Genomic DNA, 21057 nt, shown 5'->3' with positions numbered 1-21057 from the left:
CNTGGCAGGCGGCCGCGGGTGTGAGGGTGTAGCCGACCCGCGCGGTCGCACCTCCGGTGTGCTCGTAGTACTCGACCCGGATGGCATGGCTGCCGGCGGTGACCTCCGTGCTCGCCGTGTACGTGGTGGGGCCCTGATCACGCCACCGGTCGATGATCGGCTGGTCGTCGAGGTAGACCCGGATCCCGTCGTCGNCGGTGACGGTGAACGCCAGAGTGCCGGCGGCGAAGGTCGCCGTCCGCGTCCACCGGGCGGAGAAGTTGTCGGCGCCGATGCCGGTCAGGCCGGGACCGTCGTCGCCCCAGGCGTAGTCGACGCCCGCCGAGCAGCGGGGCACCCCGGTGCCGCTCAGCGCCCGGTTCGGGAAGTAGGTGCCCGCCCACTCGTCCGCCGCGCAGTCGGGCCCGGCGCCGCCCGGCGCCGCCGGCCCGCCGGTGAGGTCGAACTCGACCATGGCGCCGCCGGCGTTCTGGTAGTACTCGACGACGATCGTGTGGACGCCCGCGGTCAGGGTGCGGGTGCCGGTGAACGTCTGCGGGCCGTGGTCACCCCAGCCGTCGGCGACGGACTGCCCGTCGATGAGCACCCGGACGCCGTCGTCGCCGGTCACGCTCGCCGTGTAGGAGCCGGCGGCGAGGGTGAACTGACGGGTCCAGCGCACCGAGTAGCCGGTGGTGCCGATGCCGGTGACGCCGGGGCCGTTCGCCGACCAGTCGAAGTCGATGGCGGCGTCGCAGCGCTGCCCGGCCGGGTCGCCCCCCAGATCGGTCCCGGAGTGGAACTCGGCGTTCCACTGGTCGTCCAAGCAGGTCTGCGCCGACGCCGCCGGCGAGCCCGCGACCAGCAGGACGAGCTGCCCGACGGCCGAGGCCAGCACCACGGCGACCAGGGCCCGGCCGGACCGGGTCGGGCGGGCGAGCCGGCGCGACCGCAGATCACGTGGCCGCAGATCACGTGGCCGCATCGGTGGCCTCCTCTCCCGGTGCGCCCGCCGGCCAGGACAGGCCACCCGGCCGACTCCCGCCCCGGGCCCGGCCGGACCGGAATGCCCGTGACGGTCCCGCGGTCCCACTCGGGGTCGGCGTGGGTGATCCCGCCGGCCGGCGACGGTAGACCAGTCGCTCCACCACCAGGTAGCGGATGATCACCGCGGCGGCCAGCGACAGCAGGGTCGCCGTGCCGACGCCGAACCCCCACCGGCCGACGAGCAGCGCGAGCAGCGGCAGCCGGACGACGAGGTCGAGGTTGTTGATGATCGCGAACGCCGGGTAGCGGCGGAGCCGGGAGCCGGCCAGGCGGTCCCAGACCAGCAGCTCGCAACCCGCGAAGTTCCAGGCGATCGCGACCTGCGTGGCGAGGATCGCCGCGGCCAGGTAGTGCAGGCCAAGGTGGTGCAGGACGGCGGTGCCGAACAGGTTCGGGACGGTGCCGGACGCCCCGACCAGGGCGAACCGCGCCGGGCGGGGCACCCGCAGCGAGAACAGCCGTCGGACGAACCGCACCCCCTCGGACATCGAGGCGTTCGAGGCACCGGCGTGCCGTTCGGCGAAGGCGTAGCCGACCTCCCGGATGCGCAGCGGGCCGGCGGTGGCCAGCAGCTCCAGCAGGATCTTGTAGCCGTCGGGACGCAGTCCCGCCCGGTCGACCGCGGCCACCCGGACGAGGAAGAAGCCGCTCATCACGTCGGACACCCCGCGCAGCCGCCGCGGGAACGCCAGCCGGCAGAGCAGGTTCGAGCCGGTGGAGACGAGGTGACGGGTGGTGCCGGCGAGACCTGAGGCGCTGCCGCCGGGCGCGTAACGGCTGCCGATGACCACGTCGGCGGCGTCGTGCAGAGCCGCGGCGAGCAGGGCGGGGATCGTCTCCGGCGGATGCTGCAGGTCGCCGTCGATGATCACGGCGTAGGGCGCCGCGCACAGGGCGAATCCCTCGCTGACCGCGCCACCGAGACCGCCCACCCGGTCCCGCGGCGCGCGGTGGTGCACCCGCACCGGCAGGCTCACCGTCGGCCGGACCCGGGCGATCGCCTCGGGTGTTCCGTCGTCGGAGTCGTCGACGAAGATGACCTCGCCGGCGAGGCCCCGCAGCGCCTCATCGAGCCGGCGCAGCAGGGGCTCGATGTTGTGCGCCTCGTTGCGGGTCGGCACCACGACGGACAGCCGCGGGGCCACCGGCACGAGGCGGTGGGCGGTCGTCGGCGGGTCGAGGTCGAGGTCGGGGATGGCGTCGGCGGGCAGGGGCAGGGGCAGGTCAGCCCTGGCTCCGCCCGCCGCCGCCGCGCCGGCCAGGCCGTCCGGTGGGGTGCGGGGTTGGGGCAGGACCGGCCCGCGCAGGAGGCCGGTGAGGTCGTCGGGAAGATCCCCGGTACTCGTCGGCGTCATCGCGGCTGGCCTCCGCCCGGTCCGCACGCCATCAGTCGGTGGATTCTCAGGAGGCGAACCGGCGCCGGCTGGTTCCCGTTCCCGGGGGCGGNCGCCGGCAATGCGACACAGCGTCTGTCGGGCATGGTTGTGGCAAGGAGCATGACGAATTTCCCCCAGCTGGAGCCGAAAAAGAAACAGCGAATCGGNCCATTTTCGTGACACCCCCGGCCCGAATCCGGCCTGACAACTCCCGAGGCCGAGCGAAAAATTACCGTACNGTCGCGACAGGTGGGCACAAGCTCCCACCAGGCACACTCCGAGACACAACCGGCGTCGCTACGAAGCCCGTCGAGCGGCCCAACCAGCACGGAAATCCGCGACATTCTCCGCAGTAATCCTGCGCATCTTTACCGGGTTCGACGACCGCCTTCTCCCGCGACCACGACGGGAACGAAGAACGCTGTTCATCGCATACGTCCGATGCCCGACAAGCAAGCCTATAGCCCGGATAGGGCGAGTCCGGACCGCCGCGTCAGGTGGCGGCGGTCCGGGGCGCGACGGCCGAGGGCGCGACGNCCGAGGGCGCGGCGAGCAGCTCGGCGAGATGGCGGCCGTGCCGGGTGGTGATGTGCGCGGCCTGGGTGCGGCAGGAGAACCCGTCGGCGAGCAGCACCGCGTCGGCGGGTGCTGCCGCGGCCGCTCGGCCGATGCCCCGCTCCGCGATGGCGACGGAGACGTCGTAGTGCCCGGCCTCCATCCCGAAGTTGCCGGCAAGGCCGCAGCAGCCGGCCAGCACCTCCAGCCGGGCGCCGGCCGCTGAGAGCAGGTCGCGGTCGACCGTGAAACCCATCACCGCGTGCTGGTGGCAGTGCGGTTGGGCGAGCACCCGCACCCCGTCGAGGCGCGGCGGCGTCCAGCCGGGGGTGGCCGCCAGCAGCTCGGCGAGCGTGCGGACCCCGCCCGCCAGCAGGGCCGCGGCCGGGTCGTCGGGAAGCAGCTCGGTCAGGTCGCCACGCAGCACCGCGGTGCAGGACGGTTCCAGGCCGACGATGGGCGTGCCCGCTCGGGCGTACGGCGCCAGGCTCGCCACGGTCGCCCGCAGCCGTCGGCGCGCCCCGTCGAGCTGGCCGGTGGTGATCCAGGTCAGCCCGCAGCACGCCGGGCCGGGCGGCACGATCACCCGGTAGCCGGCCGCGGTCAGCACCTCGACCGCCGCTCGGCCGACCTCGGGCGAGAACGACTCGGTGAACGAGTCGATCCAGAGCACCACGTCCCGGTCCCCGCCGTCCGCCGGCGCCGCCCGCCGCCACCAGCGGCTGAACGGTTCGTCCGCGAACGCGGGGACGTCGCGGCGGGGATCCATGCCGCCGAGGCGCAGCAGGGTCCGCCGCGCCGCGGGCCGGGACAACACCGCGTTGACCAGCGCGGGCGCCCGGCTGACGAGGCGGGCCCAGCGCGGCAGCCAGCCGAGGACGTAGTGGCCGACCGGCCGGATCCGGCGGCGGTGCGCCCGGTACAGCACCTCGGACTTGTAGGTCGCCATGTCCACCCCGGCCGCGCAGTCGTGGGCACAGGCCTTGCAAGACAGGCACAGGTCCAGCGCCTCGGCGACCTCCCGGGACGCGGGGCCGCCGCGGACCAGCGTCCCGTTCGCCATCTCCTGCAGCACCCGGGCCCGCCCGCGGGTGGAGTCCTTCTCGTCCCGGGTGGCCAGGAACGACGGGCACATGAACCCGCCGGCCGCCGACGTGTCCGCCCGGCAGGTCCCGAGCCCCACGCAGCGGTGCACGGCCCGCCCGAAGTCCCCCGCGTCGGCGGCGAAGGCGAAGCCACCGGCGCGGGGCAACGGGCGGGCGGCGGGCAGGCGCAGGTCGGCGTCTACGGGCCGGGGCCGGACCAGCACGCCCGGGTTGAGCAGGTCCGCGGGGTCGAAAAGGTGCTTGAACCCGGCGAAGGCGGCGATCGCGGCCGGCGAGTACATCCGCGGCAGCAGCTCGCTGCGGGCGCGGCCGTCGCCGTGCTCGCCCGACAGCGACCCACCGTGCGCGGCGACCAGGTCGGCGGCCTCGCCGAGGAAGGCACGCACCCGGCCGGGCGCTGCCCCGAGCGGCAGGTCGAGCCGGACGTGAACGCAGCCGTCGCCGAAATGACCGTAGGGCACCCCCGCCAGCCGGTGGGCGCGCAGCAGCTCCTCGAAGTCGCGCAGGTAGGCGCCGAGCCGCTCGGGCGGCACGGCGGCGTCCTCCCAGCCGGGCCAGGCCGGCTCGCCGTCGGCGGTCCGCCCGGCCAGCCCCGCGCCGTCCTCCCTGATCCGCCACAACGCGCGGCTCTCGGGCCCGGTCGCCAGCACGCGGACCGCCGCCGTCCCCGCGTCGGCCGCCAACGCCCGGCCGGCCGCCAGGGCCTGCTGTGGAGTGTCCCCACCGACCTCGACGAACAGCCAGCCGGTGCCGGCCGGCAACGCCGGCACCGCGCCCGCCCCCCGGTGGCGGCGGACGATGTCGACCAGCCGGGCGTCCATCCCCTCCATCGCCAGCGGCCCGTGCGCCCGCAGGGGCGGCACCGCGTCCGCGGCGGCCGGCATGTCGGGATAGCCGAGCACCACCATGGCGGTCGCCGGCGGGGGTGCCACCAGCCGCACCGTCGCGCCGAGTACGACCACGCAGGTCCCCTCGGTGCCCACCAGCGCTTTGGCCAGGTCCGCGCCCCGCTCCGGGAGCAGGTGCTCCAGGGAGTAGCCGGACACCTGGCGGCCGAACCGCCCGAGCTCCGTGCGCAGGGTTGCCAGGTTGGCCCGGACGAACNCGTCGAGCCCGGGGACCTCGTCGCGCTCGCCGACGCCGGCACCCGCGCCGACGCGCAGCCGGCGGCCGGTGCCGTCGAGCACATCGAGAGACAGCACGTTGTCCGCGGTGCGACCGTAGGCGATCGCGCGCGAACCGCAGGCGTTGTTGCCGATCATCCCGCCGAGGGTGCAGCGGGCGTGGGTGGACGGGTCCGGGCCGAAGCGCAGGCCATGGCGACCGGCGGCGGCCTGCAGCCGATCGAGGACGACCCCGGGTTGCACGGTGGCGGTGCGTGCGACGGGGTCCAGCGCGACAATGCGGTCGAGGTGCCGGCTGACGTCCACCACGACGCCGGGGCCGACCGCGTTGCCGGCGATCGAGGTGCCGGCGCCGCGGGTCGTCAGCGGGGTGCCGGTGGCCCGGCAGACCTCGGCGACCGTCGCGATGTCGTCGACCTCCCGCGGGAACACCACCACCGCGGGCGGCACCCGGTAGTTCGACGCGTCCGACGAGTACTCCGCCCGCCGCCGCGCGGAGGCGTCGACGATCGACGCGCCCGGCCGCTCGCCCAGCGCCGCCCGCAGCCGGGCGACCAGCTCGGCCCGGTCCGCGCCGCCGGGGTCGGTGGCCGCCGCACGGCCGGCGGCCCGAAACTGTCGGACCCGGGCGAGACGATGCCCCCGTCCCGCCCCTGGCAGCGCCCGATCCCGCGCCCTGTCCCCGTCCCGTGTCACCCCACCATCCTTGCTGCCGGACGGCGCCTCCCGCACGGGATCGGCCCGTTCGCCCGGACCAGCCGATCCGTCCCAGCCACACCGACCCCGGAGGTCACGATTCGCCGGCGGTCCGGACCGGCCGTCCGGACACCGGCGGTCCGGACACCGGCCGTCCGGTCATTCCAGGTCGAGGCCGCCCAGCACCGGCGGGAGCTCGCCGGAGTAGACGACGCTGAGGGAGCGGGTGGCCCGGGTCAGCGCGACGTACAGGTCGGCGAGGCCCCGCGTCGGCTCGGTGAGCAGCGCGGCCGGTTCGACGAGCACCACCGCGTCGAACTCCAGCCCCTTGGTCTCCGCCACGCTGAGCACCGCGACCGGCGCATCCAACGCGTTGCCGGCGGCGCTCGCCGGATCAACCGAGTCCGGGACGACGGCCAGGTCCGGCAGCAGGGCCATCAGCGCGGCCCGCAGGACCAGCACGTCGCGGGGCCGGGCGATCACGGCCACGCGGCCGGTGTCGGCCGCCGCCGCCTCCCGCCTGGCGGCGTGTGCGACGGCGGCCAGCAGCGACGCGGACGGCTCGTTCGCGGGGGACGGCGCGTCCCCCAGCAGCCGCGCGAGCCCGGGGACGTCTTCGACGGCGACCTCGCCGACCCGCACCGCCGTGGGGCGGTGGCCCACCGCGCGGACCGACACCGGCGCGGTCAGGCTCGGGTTCTGCGCGCGCAGGACCTCCGCGGCCACATCCATGATCTCCTGCGGGGTGCGGTAGTTGACGCTGAGCCGCTCCACCGTGAACCGCTCGTCGACCACCGGTGCCAGCAGCTCCGCCCAGCTCGTCGGCGCGCCCGGCCGGGCGGTCTGGGCCAGGTCACCGACGAGGGTGGCCGTCCGCCCGGGGCAGCGGCGCCACAGCAGCCGCCACAGCATCGGGGAGACCTCCTGGGCCTCGTCGACGATCAGATGGCCGAACGCCCAGCCACGGTCGGCGCGGGCGTGCTCGGCGGCGCTGCGCCGCACCCGCGGACCGGACCAGCGGTCGGCGAGCGCCGCCGCGTCGACCTGCCCGTCCAGGCCCAGCATGTCGACCACGCCGCGGGCGTACTCGCGTTCCTCCGCCCGTTCCCGCTCGGCGCGCCGGGCGGCCTCGAGGCCCGCCTCCTCCTCGGGGTCACCGAGCAGTTCGGCCGCCTCGTCGAGCAGCGGCACGTCCGCCGGCGTCCAGCGGCGCTCCCCGCCGGCGCCCCGCCGAGCGGCCGCCAGGTCGGCGCCGACGGTCGGGTCACCGGTCCGTGGGGCCGGAATCCGGCCCGCGTGACCGGCGGGATCCACGCCCGCCCGATCGCCCGCCCGATCGCCCGCCCGATCGCCCGCCCGATCGCCCGCCCGATCGCCCGCCCGGCCACGATCGTCCGGAGGGGCGCCGTTCGGGCCGGCGCCGGCGGCGGTCGGGAGCAGGTTCGCCGCGGCGAACAGGTCGTCGGCATCGTCCTCGTCCGCCGCCCGCGGGCCGGCGACCCCGCCGGACCGGATCATCCGCGGCGCGTCGGCACCGGACAGCGCCCGGCCGGGTCGGGCCAGATCGACGGCCGGGGGCAGATCCTGCAGCAGGGCACGCTCGCCCGGCGTGAGGCGGTTGCCCGCCGCCCGGGCCAGCGCGGCCGAGTCGCTGAACAGGTCGCCGATGAGCTGCTGCGGCGTCAGCAGCGGCCACAGCCCGTCGAGGACCGCCCGGATCTCCTCCTCCGCCCACAGGTCGCGGGTGATCTGCCCGCGCTCGTCGGCGTCGAGCAGGCCGCCGCGGATCTGACGGACCACCTGCGTGGTGAGCTCGGCCAGCAGCTCGCGCAGGAAGACCCGCCGGGCCGAGTTGTGCGGACGGCGGCTGCGGCGGGCCCGGGTGCGGGCACGGGCGACGGTCTCCTGGCCGAGCCGCAGCACGTGGTCGTCATAGTTGATCACCAGCTCCTGCCGGGGCAGGCGCTGGCGGTCCCGCACCGCCCCGGCGACGACCTCGGCCATCCGCGGGTCGCCCTTGAGAGTGGCGACCTCGACCGGTTCGTCGGCGGTGGCGTCGACCCCGGGAAACAGCCGCCCGGGGGTCGCGAAGACCACGCCGGTCTCGCCGAGGGACGGCAGCACCTGGTCGATGTACCGCAGGAACACCGGGCTCGGNCCGACGATCAGCACGCCGGACTGGTCGAGTCGGGCCCGGTCGTTGTAGAGCAGGTAGGCCGCGCGGTGCAGCGCCACCGCCGTCTTGCCGGTCCCCGGACCACCGTCGACGACGAGGATGCCGTTCGCCCGGGCGCGGATGATGCGGTCCTGCTCGGCCTGCAGGGTCGCGATGATGTCGTGCATGCGCCCGGTGCGCGGCGCCGCGAGAGTCTCCAGCAGCATCGAGTCGCCGGACGGCGCCACCGCGCCGTCCGGCGCCGCCCCGAGCGGCCCCAACGGGTCGTCCGCGATCCCGGTGACCTCCCGCCCCCGGGTGCGCAGGTGCCGGCGGCGGACGAGGCCCTGCGGGTCGGCGAGGGTCGCCCGGTAGAAGGCCGTGGCGACGGGGGCGCGCCAGTCGACGAGGATGGGCTCCTGCTCGCTGTCGGACAGGCCGATGCGCCCGATGTAGGTGCGCCGGCCGTCGTCGTGGTCCATCGCGCCGAAGCAGAGCCGGCCCTCGGCGGCGTCGAGGCGGGCGAGCCGGTCGGCGTGCGCCGCGGCGAACACGTCCCGCTCGACGATCGACTGCGGGGTGCCGGTGCCGACGTCGAGCAGCACCCCGCGTAGCTGCTCCCGGGTGATCTCCCGGACCTCGTCCAGGCGGGTGTACAGCGTGTCCAGGTATGCCTGTTCGCGGGCGCGCTCGACATCCTGCATGGTCTGCACCGGCGCTCCTCCCGGTCGGAATCGGGTTCGATGGCTGGTCGGCTCGGGGGCCCCGCCGGCGGGTCGGCCCGCGGCGGCACACCGCTGCGCCGACCTGCCCGCGGCGTCCCGGCGAGGCTCGACGCCCGGTGCGGGGACCGCCCCGGCAGCCGATCCGGCCACGCCGCCGCGGACGGCGACCGCCGGTCGGCCGACCGCTGACCGCGGCCCGACCTGGCTACCTGCCGGGCGCGGACCGGTGATCCAGGAAGGTAACAGCACCTTCCCCGCGAACCTTCCCGGCCCGCCGCGGAGCCCACTCGAACACGACCGGGCGGATCGGGCGGATCGGGCGGGCAGACGACCACGACGGCGACAGCGTCCCGAAACCGTACCCGGGCCACGGTGGCTGCAACGCCGCGCCGACGCGTGTTCCAGGTTACGGACGTCGGCCCCGGACGTCCCGCCACCCATCCGTCTGGGCTGCGCCAAACGGGGGTCAGGAGTGGTCGGAGGCCGACTCGCGCAGGTCGCCGATGTCGCGCTCCTGCCGCACCCGGACCAGCGCGGCGACCAGCCGGGGCAGGTCGCCGCGGTCGGCCAGGTCCAGGAACAGCTGCGGGCTGGTCGGCAGCCCGAGCTCGCCGGCGGTGCGGCGCACCCGTTCGTCGAGGTAGGGGACGAGCTCGTCCCAGCCGGCCTGGGCCTCGCTCAGGAAGATGTCGGCCCCCACCGGGCCGATGCCCTTGATCTTCTGTAGCAGCGCGCGCTCGCGGTCCGGGGAGTGGTCCGCGGCCTCGCGCAGGTGCCGGATGTCGCCGTCGTAGGTGTCCGACAGGTAGCCGCTGGCGTCCCCGAGCTGACGGGAGGCGCTCTCGTCGTAGCGGGCGTAGCCGTTGCGGTGCAGGACCCCCGTGCGTTCCTCCCGGGTCGCCTCGGCCATCGACGCGGCATCGGTCCAGCCCGCGTCCATGAGCGCGCAGGTGGCCTGGANCGCCGCCGCGGTCCGGATGCGGGCGCTGGCGAGCAGGGCGAAGACGGTCAGCCGGAACATCGCCTCGGCGGTGTCGGCCGGCACGTCGGCGCCGATCTCGTCGGCGTACGTCCGCCCGTGGCGGGCGAGCAGCTCGGCGACCACCGCCTCAGGGTCAGTTCCAACCATGCACAGGAACTACCCGTGCTCCCCCGCGCCCACTCCGGCGCTGCCGGCCGGTGGCCACCCGCTGCCACCTGGGGGAACGATTCGTCGGCTTTCTGTCGGTACCAGCAGTGCAGGTGAGGTGCGGGACACGTGCCACTCGACTCCCTCGGCCCGGCCGTCGGTCCCGACCCGTGGGTTCCGGTCGGCGCATGCCCCGAACGCGACCGTCCCTCAGGCTGGGGGTAGATACTTGAGGAGAAGGGAGGCTGACATGCCCACCGATGCAGAGCGGTCCGCATCGCTGCCGTTGTCGCCCGGCCTGGCCCGAGAGGTGGTCGCGGCGGCCGCTGCGGCGCCCTCCATCCACAACACCCAGCCCTGGCTGTGGCGGCTCGAAGCGGACGGGCTCACCCTCCTCGCCGACAGCTCCCGCCAGCTCGACATCGCCGACCCCGAGGGGCGGCAGCTCCTGCTGAGCTGTGGCGCGGCGCTGTGCAACGCCCTGCTGGCGCTGCGGGTCCGCGGCCTGGAACCGGCCGTCGAGCTCCTACCGGACGGCGACGACTTCCGCTCGAAGCCCCTGGCCACCGTCACGGTCGTCGGGCAGCGGCCAGCGGACGACACCGAGCGGGCCCTCGTCGAGGCCATCCCCCGCCGGCACACCGACCGCCGCCCCTTCGCCGAGCGCCCGTTGTCCGACGAGGCCGTCGCCCGGCTGCGCGAGGCGGCCGAGGCGCACGGCGCCTGGCTCACCGCGCCGACCGATCNGGACCTGCGGGTCCAGGTCAGCGTCCTGCTCTCGCGGGCGGACTGGATCGAGGTGCACAACGACGACTACCGCAAGGAGCTGGCGTCGTGGAGCCGGACGGCGCCGGCCGCCGACGGCATTCCCCGCAGCGCGGTCGTCCACTCCGACGCGCCTCGCCAGTCCGAGTTCCCGATGCGTGACCTCGACGTGGTCGGCCAGGCCGGCACGCTGCTGCAGGAGCACGACGTGGAGCGTCCCGGCATCCTGCTGATCGGCACCGAGGCGGACACCACCGCCGACCGGCTGCGGGCCGGCGAGGCGATGCAGCGGGTGCTGCTCACCGCGACGGCGCTCAACCTCGCGACGTCGCCCATGTCGCAGGCGATCGACGTCGAGGGCATGCGCGAGCAGTTCCGCGCGGCCACCGGCGGGCTGGGGCACGTCCAGATGATCCTGCGAGCCGGCTACCTGGCATCGGGTACCGAGCCGCTCGACCCGACCCCGCGGCGGCGGGTCGACGACGTCCTCGACGTCGCCGGCTCCGACGAGCGCACCTGACGCGGCGCCGATGAGCGGGGGGTTCGGGCTCGACCTGAGCGACGAGCAGCGGGAGCTGCGTTCCTGGGTGCACGGCTTCGCCGCCGACGTGGTCCGCCCCGCGGCGTCGGACTGGGACGAGCGCGAGCAGACGCCGTGGCCGATCATCCAGGAGGCGGCGAAGATCGGTCTGTACGACTTCGACGCCCTGGCCACGCTGTGGGCGGATCCCACCGGTCTGTCGCTGCCGCTGCTGTCCGAGGAGCTGTTCTGGGGCGACGCCGGGATCGGCATGTCGATCATGGGCACGACGCTCGGTGTCGCCGGCATCGTCTCCGCCGGCACCCCGGAGCAGATCGGCGAGTGGGCGCCGCAGTGCTTCGGCGACGCGAGCGACCCGAAGGTGGCGGCGTTCTGCGTCTCGGAGCCGGGCGCCGGCTCGGACGTGTCGGCCATGCGGGTGCGGGCCCGCCACGACCCCGCCACCGACGAATGGATCCTGAGCGGCCAGAAGGCGTGGATCACCAACGGCGGCATCGCCGCTGTCCACGTCGTCGTCGCCTCGGTGGACCCGGAGCTGGGCTCGCGCGGCCAGGCGGCGTTCGTCGTCCCGCCGGGCACGCCCGGGCTCACCGCGTCCCGCAAGATCCGCAAGCTGGGCCTGCGGGCCTCGCATACCGCGGACGTGTTCCTCGACGACGTGCGCGTCCCGGGGCGCTGCCTGCTCGGTGGCCGGGAGCGGCTCGACGAGCGCCTCGCCGCCGCCCGTGCCGGCCGGCGCGCCTCCGGCCAGGCGGCGCTGGCGACCTTCGAGGTCACCCGGCCGATCGTCGGCGCCCAGGCCATCGGCATCGCGCGCGCCGCGTACGAGTACGCCCTGGACTATGCCCGCGGGCGTGAGCAGTTCGGCCGGCCGATCATCACCAACCAGGCGATCGCCTTCGCGCTCGCCGACATGCGGATGGAGATCGACGCGGCCCGGCTGCTCATCTGGCGGGCCGCCTGGATGGGCCACAGCGGCCGGCCGTTCGAGGCCGGCGAGGGCTCGATGAGCAAGCTGAAGGCCAGCGAGGTCGCGGTGTGGGCGACGGAGAAGGCGGTGCAGATCCTCGGTGGCGCCGGCTACAGCCGCGACCATCCCGTCGAGCGGATGTTCCGCGACTCCAAGATCTACACGATCTTCGAGGGCACGTCGGAGATCCAGCGGCTCGTCATCGCCCGGGCGATCTCCGGCCTGCACATCGCCTGACCTCGCATCGGGGTCATTTCTCCGAAAGCCGCCGAGATACGGGGTCTGCACGGTCACGTGGCGGTTTGATCGGACCAGACCGGGTCGCTCACGGCGGCGCCCGACGTTCGGGGGCGTCACTGGCCCGCCGGCGGCGGCCCGGTCCCGACTCGGGGGGTCCCGGGGGCGCCGACCACCGCGGTGTCCCCGGGGACACCGGGGAGATCGGGGGCCACCGCCGCCCGGGAACATCGCTGCCCGGGAACATCGCCGCCCGGGGACATCGCCTCCCGGGGACATCGCCGCCCGGGATCGTCATCGTGCTCCGCCTTGTCCGGCTCATCCGGAGGCTTTCGTGTCGGGTTTATCCCTCTGGACAGGCAGGGCGGACGGCCGCTGCGGCTTCGGCCTGGGCTTCGCGGTTTGAGCAGGGTGGTCAGGGAGTCGTGGGGCCGGGGGCGCTGACGTAGGCGACACTGGCGTAGCTGTCGGCGGGGCGCCCGGCGGCGTCGACGCAGCGCACGGCCACCGTGACGGCCGTGGGCGCGCCGGCGGCGACCGGGAGTTCGTTCGCAGCGCAGCGAGCGGTGGGCTCGCCGTAGGGGGTCACCTGAAGCGCATGCGGGGTCCGCGAGACTCCGGGGAAGATCACCCGGTAGCGGCCGACCCCGACCCGACTGATCTGGTTCGTGGCCCCGGTGCTGTTCGCCGAGTACCAGGCCCAGGCGTTCACCGGCGGGCCCGGCGGGACCTGTTGGATCGGCCCGCCCGGGCGGAGGACACCGGTGAACGCGTGGCCGAAGCTGGCCGCGCCGGTCGGGATGAGCGCGTGGCCGCTGGTGTAGAGCAGCACGAACGGGCTGTCCGTCCAGACCGACCCACGCGCGCAGCCGACGAACACCGACTGGCGGTCCTTCTTCACCACCCGGCCAAGGGCGTTGCACCCGACGGGACCATCGCCAATCGCGTTGACCTGGAGGTTGTTGCCGTTCTTCGCGAACGCAGGCCCGGTCAGGTCGATCGTGTAGTGCCCGGCGCCGACCCGGTGGACCTCGATCGTGCCCGGCCCGCTGACGCTGTAGGCGTTCGTCGGGCGGGAGGTGGCGGCCGACGCGGCGTCGGACCGGAGGTAGGCGTACGCCCCGCCCGACGACGGCGACGGGGACGCGGTGACCGGGGACGCGGTGACCGGGGACAGGGTGCCCGGGGACGCGGGCGGGGTCGAGGTCAGGGACGCGGTGTCCGGCACCTGGGTGAACAGCGCGCTGAAGGCGGAGTCGACCGGCGCCCCCGCGGCGTCGCGGCAGGTCAGGTCGACCTGCTCGTCCCGGCCAGCGGCGCCCCAGCCCACGACGTGGCAGGAGACGACCGGCGCGGTGGTCTCGACAACGGCCGCGGCCGGGTCCAGCGCGGTCACGATCGCGGCGCCGCGCCCGGCGGCCACGGCGATGCCGGGGAAGGTGACACGGTAGCCGCCCGGCTGCCGCCGCACGACCGTGACCTGCGCGGCAGCGCTGCTCGACCCGCCGGCGGTGTGCCAGCTCCCCGCACTCTGCGCCGCCGGGATCGCCGTGGGAGCGCTCCCTGAGCTGCCGGTCGCGGTGACGCTGGCGAATCCCCACACCGGCGCCGCCGTCGCCCCGGGGCCGCCGGTCGGCGTGGCCGAGCGGGCGGCCCCGCCGTCGCCGCGGTGGTCGCCGTCCGAGCAGGCGGCCAGGGCCAGCAGCGCCGCCGCGCAGCCCAGCGCGCCGGTAACCCGGGCGANGCGGCCGGCCATCCTCGCCATACGGTGCCTTTCCCTCATGTCCAGATCTCGCCCTCGCGTCAAGATCTCGTTGCCACGACAGTGACACATCCGGGGCGCGGAGAGCCGCCCGAGACCGGTGCGAACCCTGTCAATCCGCTGACAACCGGTCCGTAAGGGGAGTCGGAGCCCCGACAGTCCTGCAACAGGGGACACTCACCTAAGATTTTCCCACGTGATCCGCCGTGCCGGCGGGTCGGGGACACCATGATCGATCAAGGGTCGGTGCGCGACACCGGCGGGCCCGCGCCCAGCGCGTCGCCCCGCCCGGACCGCGGTCGACACGCGGCAGGCAGGGGTACAGGTCGATGGCGTCATCGGATGCTGATGTGGCGGCGCGCGCCGTTCCGCTCGGCCCGGACGACCCCCGCGAGCTCGGCTCGTACACGCTGCTGGGCAAGCTCGGCCAGGGCGGCATGGGCATGGTCTACCTGGGACGCTCGGAGAAGGGCCGGCTTGTCGCGATCAAGGTGATCCGGACGGAGGCGGTCGGCAACCCCGAGTTCCGGGCCCGGTTCCGGCTGGAGGCGGAGACGGCCCGGCGCGTCGCCCGGGTCTGCACCGCCGAGGTCCTCGACGCCGACCCCGACGCCGAATGGCCCTACCTCGTCACCGAGTTCATCGAGGGCGAGACGCTGGCGCGCTACGTCCAGCGCAACGGCCCGCTCGCCGACGCCAACCTGGAGCAGCTCGCGGTCGGCGTCGCCGCGGCGCTGACCGCCATCCACAGCGCCGGGATCGTGCACCGCGACCTCAAGCCGGCCAACGTCATCCTCTCCCCCTTCGGCCCCCGGGTGATCGACTTCGGGATCGCCCGGGCCGTGGACGCCGGCAGCGGCCTGACCGGCGACCTGCAGCAGCTCGGCACGCCCGCGTTCATGTCCCCCGAGCAGATCGAGAGCCAGCCGATCACCTCCGCGGTGGACATCTGGGCGTGGGGCGGCCTGGTCGCCTTCGCCGCCACCGGGCACTACCCGTTCGGCGACGCCTCCGCCCAGGTGCTGCTCTACCGGGCGCTGCACGAGGAGCCGCGCCTCGACGACGTCGACCCGGCCCTGCGCCCGATCGTCTGGCTCGCCATGCGCAAGGACCCGACCACCCGGCCGAGCGCGCAGCAGCTCATGCTGCGCCTGCTCGGCGACCCCGCCGGCACCGGACCGGACGCCGCCGCCGCGGTCGACCCGCAGGACGTCACCAACGTCCTGCAGGGCTGGAACCTGCCCGCCCCCGGCGCCACCGGCCCGGGCACGGGAAACCCGACCGCAGGCGCGGTGGGCACCGGACCGGCGGCGGACGTCGGCGGGCGCGGGGTAGCCGCCGCGGCGGCGAGGGCAGGGACGGCGGGAGCGGGGGCGGGTGCCGCCGGGTACACCGCCGACCCCGACGCCCCGACCCGGCTGCCGACCGGCCTCGGCGCTCCGGCGCAGCCGCGGCCGGCGGGCGACGGGACCGTCGCCGGCCAGTCCCCCACCCGGGTCGGCGCCGAGCCGGGTGGCCCCTCCTGGCCGGGTGGGCCCGGTGGGAGTGGCGGGATCGGCGGGAGCGGCGGTCCTGGTGCGCCGCCCGGTGCGGGCGCCCGCAGCCGTGGGAACCGCGTGCCGCTGCTCGTCGGCGGCGGCGTGGTCGTGGTCGGCGCGATCCTTGCCGGCATCCTCGCCCTGAGCTCCGGCGGCGACGACAAAGCCAACGACTCCGGCGCCCAGGTGAAGCCGGCTACCGGCACGACAGCGCCGGCGCAGCCCGCGGCGTTCACGCTGCCCCGCTCGGCCGAGCCGCTNAGCCGCGACACCCTCGTCTACGCCTCCAACCGCAACGGCAACTACGACCTGTTCCGGGGCGACGTCACCGGCGACGGCGGCCTCCAGAACGACAAGCCGCTGCTCACCGGCCCGGACAACGACATGCTGCCGGCGATCTCCGGTGACCGGAAGACGGTCGTCTTCTTCAAGAAGGGCAGCCCGAACACGCTGCAGGCGATCGCCGCCGACGGCACCGGCAAGCCCGTGCAACTGTTCACCTCCGGCCCGGCAGCGAAGCTGACGATCGCCAACGACGCCCGGCCGTCCCTCTCCCCGGACAGCAACTTCCTGGTCGTCCGCTCGAGCACCGACGGGACCGGCGCGCCGAACCTCGGCCTGTACGTGGTCAAGTTGGACGGCTCGAGCGTCCAACGACTCAACGCGAAGCCGCAGGCGACCGACCCGGCCTGGTCGCCGGACAGCGAGCGGATCGCCTACTGGTCCAACAAGACCGGCGGCGACCGCGGGTTCATCGTGGTGATCCCGGTCCAGCCCAACGCCGAGGCGACGCCGGTCATCAACGACACGCTCACCACGGACTCCGACCCGGTCTGGTCACCGGACAGCGACAAGATCGCGTTCACCCGGCGGCAGAACGGCGACCTGGAGATCTTNGAGATGAACTCGGACGGCTCCGACGTCCGCCAGCTCACCCACGCGCGCGGCGACGACCAGGACCCCGCCTTCGGCCCCGACGGCCGCATCGTCTTCTCCGGCCAGCGCGACCCCACCAACCCCAACGCCCGCCAGCTCTTCATCCTCAACCCGAACGACCCCACCGCCGGCGACCGCCAGCTCACCACCCTCGGCGGCTTCAACGGCCACGCCCGCTGGAACGCCGGCTGACCGACGCCGGCCTGACCCAGTCCCACTTGCCGGACGGCAAGGTCGCGCCGGCGTAGTCGGCGGCAGGGGCCTGGGCGCGGGCCTGCCGGCCGGCGTCAGGCCCGGCGTCAGGCCCGGCGTCAGGCCCGGCGTCAGGACGCGACCGGCGAGTGGCCGCGCACCGTCCCATCAGGTGACTGCCAGGTGGGGCGCGGCCAGCGAAGAACCACGGCGTCCTCGAAGCGCCGGCTGCCGTCGAGAGCGAACCGCACCCGCCCCGGCGAGGCCAGATCGTCGACCTCGCCACCGGACTCCATTCGACACAAGCCACCGCNGAAAGCACCCCAGGGGCGAGACAGGCCGGCCGGACACCGAAGTTGTCCACACCGGCCATCGGTTGTCCACACCGGCCGTTTCAGACCATCGCGGTCGGGTAATCCGGGTCGAGACTCGAGAGATGGTTCAGGCGTACGAGAAGTACGAGAAGGTTGTCGAACTCGCCCGGCGGCAGGATGATGTCGTCACTCGGGAGCAGGCTCGCCAGCTCGGCATGTCGCATGGCGCGATCGCGCTGCGACGAAGTCAGCACGGTTGGACGTCACCGATCCGCGGAGCCCTGGTCGTCCCACCCGTCCGCGACGAACTACGAGCCCACGCGCGGGCGCTTGTCGCCGTCGGCGGCGGCACGATCTGCGGGCTGACCGCCGCCCGACTACACGGTCTGCCCGGGCTCCTCCTGCGCCGGCCGGAGGAACCGGTGGACGTCGCCCTGCCCGGTGCCGACGGGTACCGCCAGCGGCGCGGTTACCGCCGGCACCGGATGACACTGGGCGACTCGGAGGCCGTCGATCTCGCTGGTCTGCGTGTCAGCTCGGTCCCTCGGACGCTCGAGGATCTCGCGCTTCTGTGCGAGCGGGAGGTGTTCGTCTGCGTGCTCGACGCCATGCTGCAAGGGCGACTGATGACCGAGGGCGACCTGCTCGGCCTACGAGGCCGGGTGGAGGCTCGCCGACATGGTGGCCGCGCCCGGCACTGGTGGACGCTGATCGACGGGCGGGCGGAATCTCCGNTCGAGACACGCCTGCGGCTTCTGCTNGGCGATGCCGGGCTGCTGCCCGAGGAACTGCAGTGGCCGGTCCACGACCCGATGACTCGCCGTCTCGTCGCCCGGCTCGACTTCGCTTGGCCGTCAGCCCGGCTGGCGATCGAGGCTGATGGCGTCGGNCCCCATGGTGAGCCGGAGGCCCTGCATCGCGACCGTTCTCGCCAGAACGAGCTGGTGCGGCTTGGCTGGGAGGTCCTACGGTTCACCTGGCGGGATGTGACCGTCGGGTCGCGGCGCCTGACGGCGACCGTCACCGCCGCGCTGCGCGACGCCGCCCGCCGCGGCGGCACCGCCTAGGGCGCGAGCCACCCGGCCGGCGAGCCACCCGGGCGCGAGCGGCTCCGGACCGGCCGCGGAGGGGGCGTCGGCGGCGGATGCGTGGGAGAGCGCCTCCATGGTTCTTCTGTAGGGTTCGGCACCCGATTTATCCCTACAGAAGAGACAGGTGGCGCCGCTCCCATGCACACCGCCCCAGGGAGGCGGGGCGGGGCGGGGCGCGGCACCGCAGCGGCGACGGGCTAGCGCGGGGGGCCGCTGACGGGGGTGGCGGGGGCGCGCTTGACGGTCTTGGGGTCCATGCGGCGGATCAGCATCGAGACGATGATGATGAAGAGGATGCCGATCGCGGCGCCGGCGATGATGTCGGTGAGGTAGGCCGACGCGGTGTGGTCGTAGAACGGGTCGACGACGGCCTTCGGATTGATCAGCTTCTTGGAGCCGTCCGGGCGCAGCACTCCGGCGAGGGTGATGCGGTTCATGTCGGCGATCGACGACATCGACGCGAACCCCCAGCGCGCCGGCGCGATGTAGGCGACCTGCTCCAGACCGGCGGTGCCCTTGACCGGCACGATGCCACCACTGAAGATCAACTGGGCCATCGTGATCAGGACGAGCAGGGGCATCGTCTTGTCGGCGTTGTCGACCAGCGCCGAGATCACCAGACCGAGCATCGCCGAGGCCAGCGACACCACGATCACTGCGATGAGCATCTCCAGCAGCGAGTTGCCGAGGATGAGCCCCGCCTTGGGTGTTCGCCCGGCCAGCCCGATCAACGTGAACGGGATCGACTGCGCCACCGTGATCAGGATCAGGACGAGGACCTTCGACCCGATGTACGCCGTACGGGACAGGCCGATGGCTCTCTCCCGGCGATAGATCGCCCGTTCCTTGACGATCTCGCGAACCGAGTTCGCCATGCCCATGAAACAGGCACAGAGCACCATGATCAGCAGAATCGTCGGGCCGTCGGAGTTCGGCGAGAACTGTTTGGCCTGCTCGGCGGTCAGCTCGAAGTTCCCGCCGATGGCTCTGGGTATCAGCCCCAGCAGGAACGGGAACGCGATGATCAACCGCAGGTAGGACTTGTCCGACGCCACGACGGCCAAGGTTCGACGACTCAGCGTGACGAGCTGGGAAGCCACCGACTGCTGGCGCAGCGAGGGCAGTTCCTCGGGCGCCGGCCGCGCCGACGGGGCGGTGATCGACGCCGGAACGTAGTACCGCGAGTTACGGAAACGAGCCGCCGACTCGGCGCCCGGCGTCGCCTCCAGGGTGAGGAAGACGTCCGGGTAGTCGCGCTTACCGAAGAAGGACAGCGCGTCCTGGGGCGGCCCGAAGTAGGCGACGTACCCACCCGGAGCCAGGACCAGGATGTAGTCGCACAGATCGAGCTGGGCGACGCTGTGGGTGACCACGATGACCGTCCGGCCGTCGTCCGCCAGGCTGCGCAGCGACTCCATGACGTTCTTGTCCATGCCCGGATCGAGACCGGAGGTCGGCTCGTCCAAGTACAGCAGGGTCGGNCGGGTCAGCAGCTCCAGCGCCACCGACGTCCGCTTGCGCTGGCCACCGGACAGCCGCGACACCTGGGTGTTCGCGTGCTGGGTGAGGCCGAGCTCGGCGAGGACCTCGTCGACGCGGGTGCGCCGCTCCACCTTCGTGACGTCCGGCGGGAAGCGCAGCTCGGCGCCGTACTCCAGGGCCTTGCGGACGGTGAGCGAGGTGTGCAGCAGGTCCTCCTGCGGCACGTAGCCGATGCGGCGCCGCAGCTCGTCGTACTCGGAGTACAGATCACGGCCGGCGTAGCGGACGGTCCCCTTGTCCGCGGGCCGGAACCCGGTCAGGGCGTTGAGCAGGGTCGACTTGCCGGCGCCCGAGGGCCCGACGACGCCGAGCAGCGCCCGACCGGGCAGCTTGAACGTCATGTCGTGCATGAGCTGCTTCTGGCCGGCCCAGACGTTCAGGGCGTCGGCCTCGAAGCTGACGTCGCCGGAGTCGATGTACTCGACGAGCTGGTCGCCCTCGAGCTGGAAGACGTGGTGACCGACGGCGATGACGTCGCCCTGGCCGACCTCTGTCCGGTTGATCCGGCGGCCGTTGACGAACACGCCGTTCGCCGAGTCGAGGTCGGCGATCTGCAGGCCCGACCGGCCGATGTAGAGCTCGGCGTGCCGGCGGGAGGCGAGCAGGTCGGTGATGACGATGTCGTTGTCCCGAGCACGGCCGATCGACATCGTGCCCTGGCGCAGGCGGTAGGTGGTGCGCCGCTCGTGCTCCTGCTCGAGGCTGGTGGAGCCGCCGGCGCGCTCGTCGCGGCGGCGGTCGTCGTAGTCGTCGTAGTCGCGCCCGCGCTGCGCCGGGCTCGTCGGCCCCTGGTGGCCCCGGCTGCCCCGCCCCGAGGTGGGCCGCGGCGGACTGTAGCCGGCGGCGTTGGGCAGCATCGTCTGCATGTCGTAGCCGGGGTCGTAGGCCGGCTCGTCGACCGGGCCGCGACCCTGCGGGAACTCGGGGTGGACGACGACCTCGGGGCCCGTGGGGGTCCCCAGCCGCAGCCGCACCTCGTCGTGCACCGGGACGGACTCGGGCATCCGCTGCCCGTCGATCCAGGTGCCGTTGGAGCTGATGTCGCGGACGACCCAACCGCTGCCGGCCTGTTCGAGGAGGAGGTGACGGCGNGAGACCCGGCTGTCGGCGATGACGTAGTCGGCGGTCCGGGCACGGCCGATGATGAACTGGGCCTCGGCGGGCACGGTGGCCNCACCGGCCTCGGTGACGACTCTCAGGAAGGTCGTCTGCACGTGTTTCCCCCTTCGCGACGGGACGCTGGCCGGGTTGTCCCGCCGAACTCCACCTTGTAACTA

7 protein-coding genes and 11 pseudogenes are annotated in these 21057 nt (G+C 74.0%); 8 read left to right on the top strand and 10 right to left on the bottom strand.

Annotated elements, in window-relative coordinates; translation table 11 throughout:
• Positions 1-2: 2 nt before the first annotated feature.
• The 8 genes and pseudogenes from FF86_RS39420 to FF86_RS39400 form a co-directional block, all read right to left on the bottom strand.
• Positions 3-194 (bottom strand): annotated as a pseudogene (locus tag FF86_RS39420) (PA14 domain-containing protein); the annotation flags it as partial.
• Between the two features lies 1 nt (position 195).
• The coding region (locus FF86_RS39415) for a PA14 domain-containing protein (protein WP_242418090.1) at positions 196-964 on the bottom strand (769 nt) is incomplete at its 3' end.
• Complete coding sequence (locus FF86_RS03290; protein WP_044884326.1) at positions 951-2381, bottom strand: glycosyltransferase family 2 protein; 1431 nt, start codon at positions 2379-2381, stop codon at positions 951-953. The genes FF86_RS03290 and FF86_RS39415, both read right to left, overlap by 14 nt.
• Before the next feature lie 558 nt (positions 2382-2939).
• Positions 2940-5167, bottom strand: a pseudogene (locus tag FF86_RS03285) (FAD-binding and (Fe-S)-binding domain-containing protein); the annotation flags it as partial.
• Between the two features lies 1 nt (position 5168).
• Positions 5169-5919, bottom strand: a 751-nt coding sequence (locus FF86_RS39410) for an FAD-binding oxidoreductase (RefSeq protein ID WP_242418089.1), incomplete at its 3' end; no start/stop codon positions are given.
• Positions 5920-6042: 123 nt separating this feature from the next.
• Positions 6043-8040, bottom strand: a pseudogene (locus FF86_RS03280) (HelD family protein); the annotation flags it as partial.
• A 1-nt stretch (position 8041) separates the two neighbouring features.
• The coding region (locus FF86_RS39405; RefSeq protein ID WP_396229743.1) for a UvrD-helicase domain-containing protein at positions 8042-8751 on the bottom strand (710 nt) is incomplete at its 3' end.
• Between the two features lie 478 nt (positions 8752-9229).
• A pseudogene (locus tag FF86_RS39400) lies at positions 9230-9723 on the bottom strand (hypothetical protein); the annotation flags it as partial.
• A gap of 167 nt (positions 9724-9890) precedes the next feature.
• Between FF86_RS39400 and FF86_RS39395 the strand changes: the two are divergent.
• The 8 genes and pseudogenes from FF86_RS39395 to FF86_RS64890 all read left to right on the top strand — a co-directional run.
• Positions 9891-10638: pseudogene (locus tag FF86_RS39395) on the top strand (hypothetical protein); the annotation flags it as partial.
• A gap of 1 nt (position 10639) precedes the next feature.
• A partial coding sequence (locus FF86_RS39390; protein WP_242418088.1) for a nitroreductase family protein occupies positions 10640-11177 on the top strand: 538 nt, incomplete at its 5' end.
• Between the two features lie 10 nt (positions 11178-11187).
• Positions 11188-12405 carry an acyl-CoA dehydrogenase family protein gene (locus tag FF86_RS03265; RefSeq protein ID WP_044884331.1) on the top strand — a complete coding sequence of 406 codons (1218 nt, stop codon included), beginning with the start codon at positions 11188-11190 and terminating at the stop codon, positions 12403-12405.
• 2091 nt (positions 12406-14496) lie between these two features.
• Positions 14497-15965: pseudogene (locus tag FF86_RS39385) on the top strand (serine/threonine-protein kinase); the annotation flags it as partial.
• 1 nt (position 15966) lies between these two features.
• Positions 15967-16601, top strand: a pseudogene (locus FF86_RS64900) (serine/threonine protein kinase); the annotation flags it as partial.
• A 1-nt stretch (position 16602) separates the two neighbouring features.
• Positions 16603-16833, top strand: a 231-nt coding sequence (locus FF86_RS39375; RefSeq protein ID WP_396229742.1) for a TolB family protein, incomplete at its 5' end; no start/stop codon positions are given.
• Positions 16834-17959: 1126 nt separating this feature from the next.
• A pseudogene (locus FF86_RS64895) lies at positions 17960-18036 on the top strand (hypothetical protein); the annotation flags it as partial.
• Between the two features lies 1 nt (position 18037).
• Positions 18038-18214: pseudogene (locus FF86_RS64890) on the top strand (hypothetical protein); the annotation flags it as partial.
• A 221-nt stretch (positions 18215-18435) separates the two neighbouring features.
• Here FF86_RS64890 and FF86_RS39370 read toward each other — a convergent pair.
• Both FF86_RS39370 and FF86_RS39365 read right to left on the bottom strand, forming a co-directional pair.
• Positions 18436-19719: pseudogene (locus FF86_RS39370) on the bottom strand (ABC transporter permease); the annotation flags it as partial.
• A 1-nt stretch (position 19720) separates the two neighbouring features.
• A pseudogene (locus FF86_RS39365) lies at positions 19721-20871 on the bottom strand (FHA domain-containing protein); the annotation flags it as partial.
• Between the last annotated feature and the right edge of the window lie 186 nt (positions 20872-21057).

Source organism: Frankia sp. CpI1-P (assembly GCF_001421075.1).
Classification (GTDB): domain Bacteria; phylum Actinomycetota; class Actinomycetes; order Frankiales; family Frankiaceae; genus Frankia; species Frankia torreyi.
Note: the sequence above shows the minus strand (reverse complement) of the source record. Positions and strands in the feature narration are given on the sequence as shown.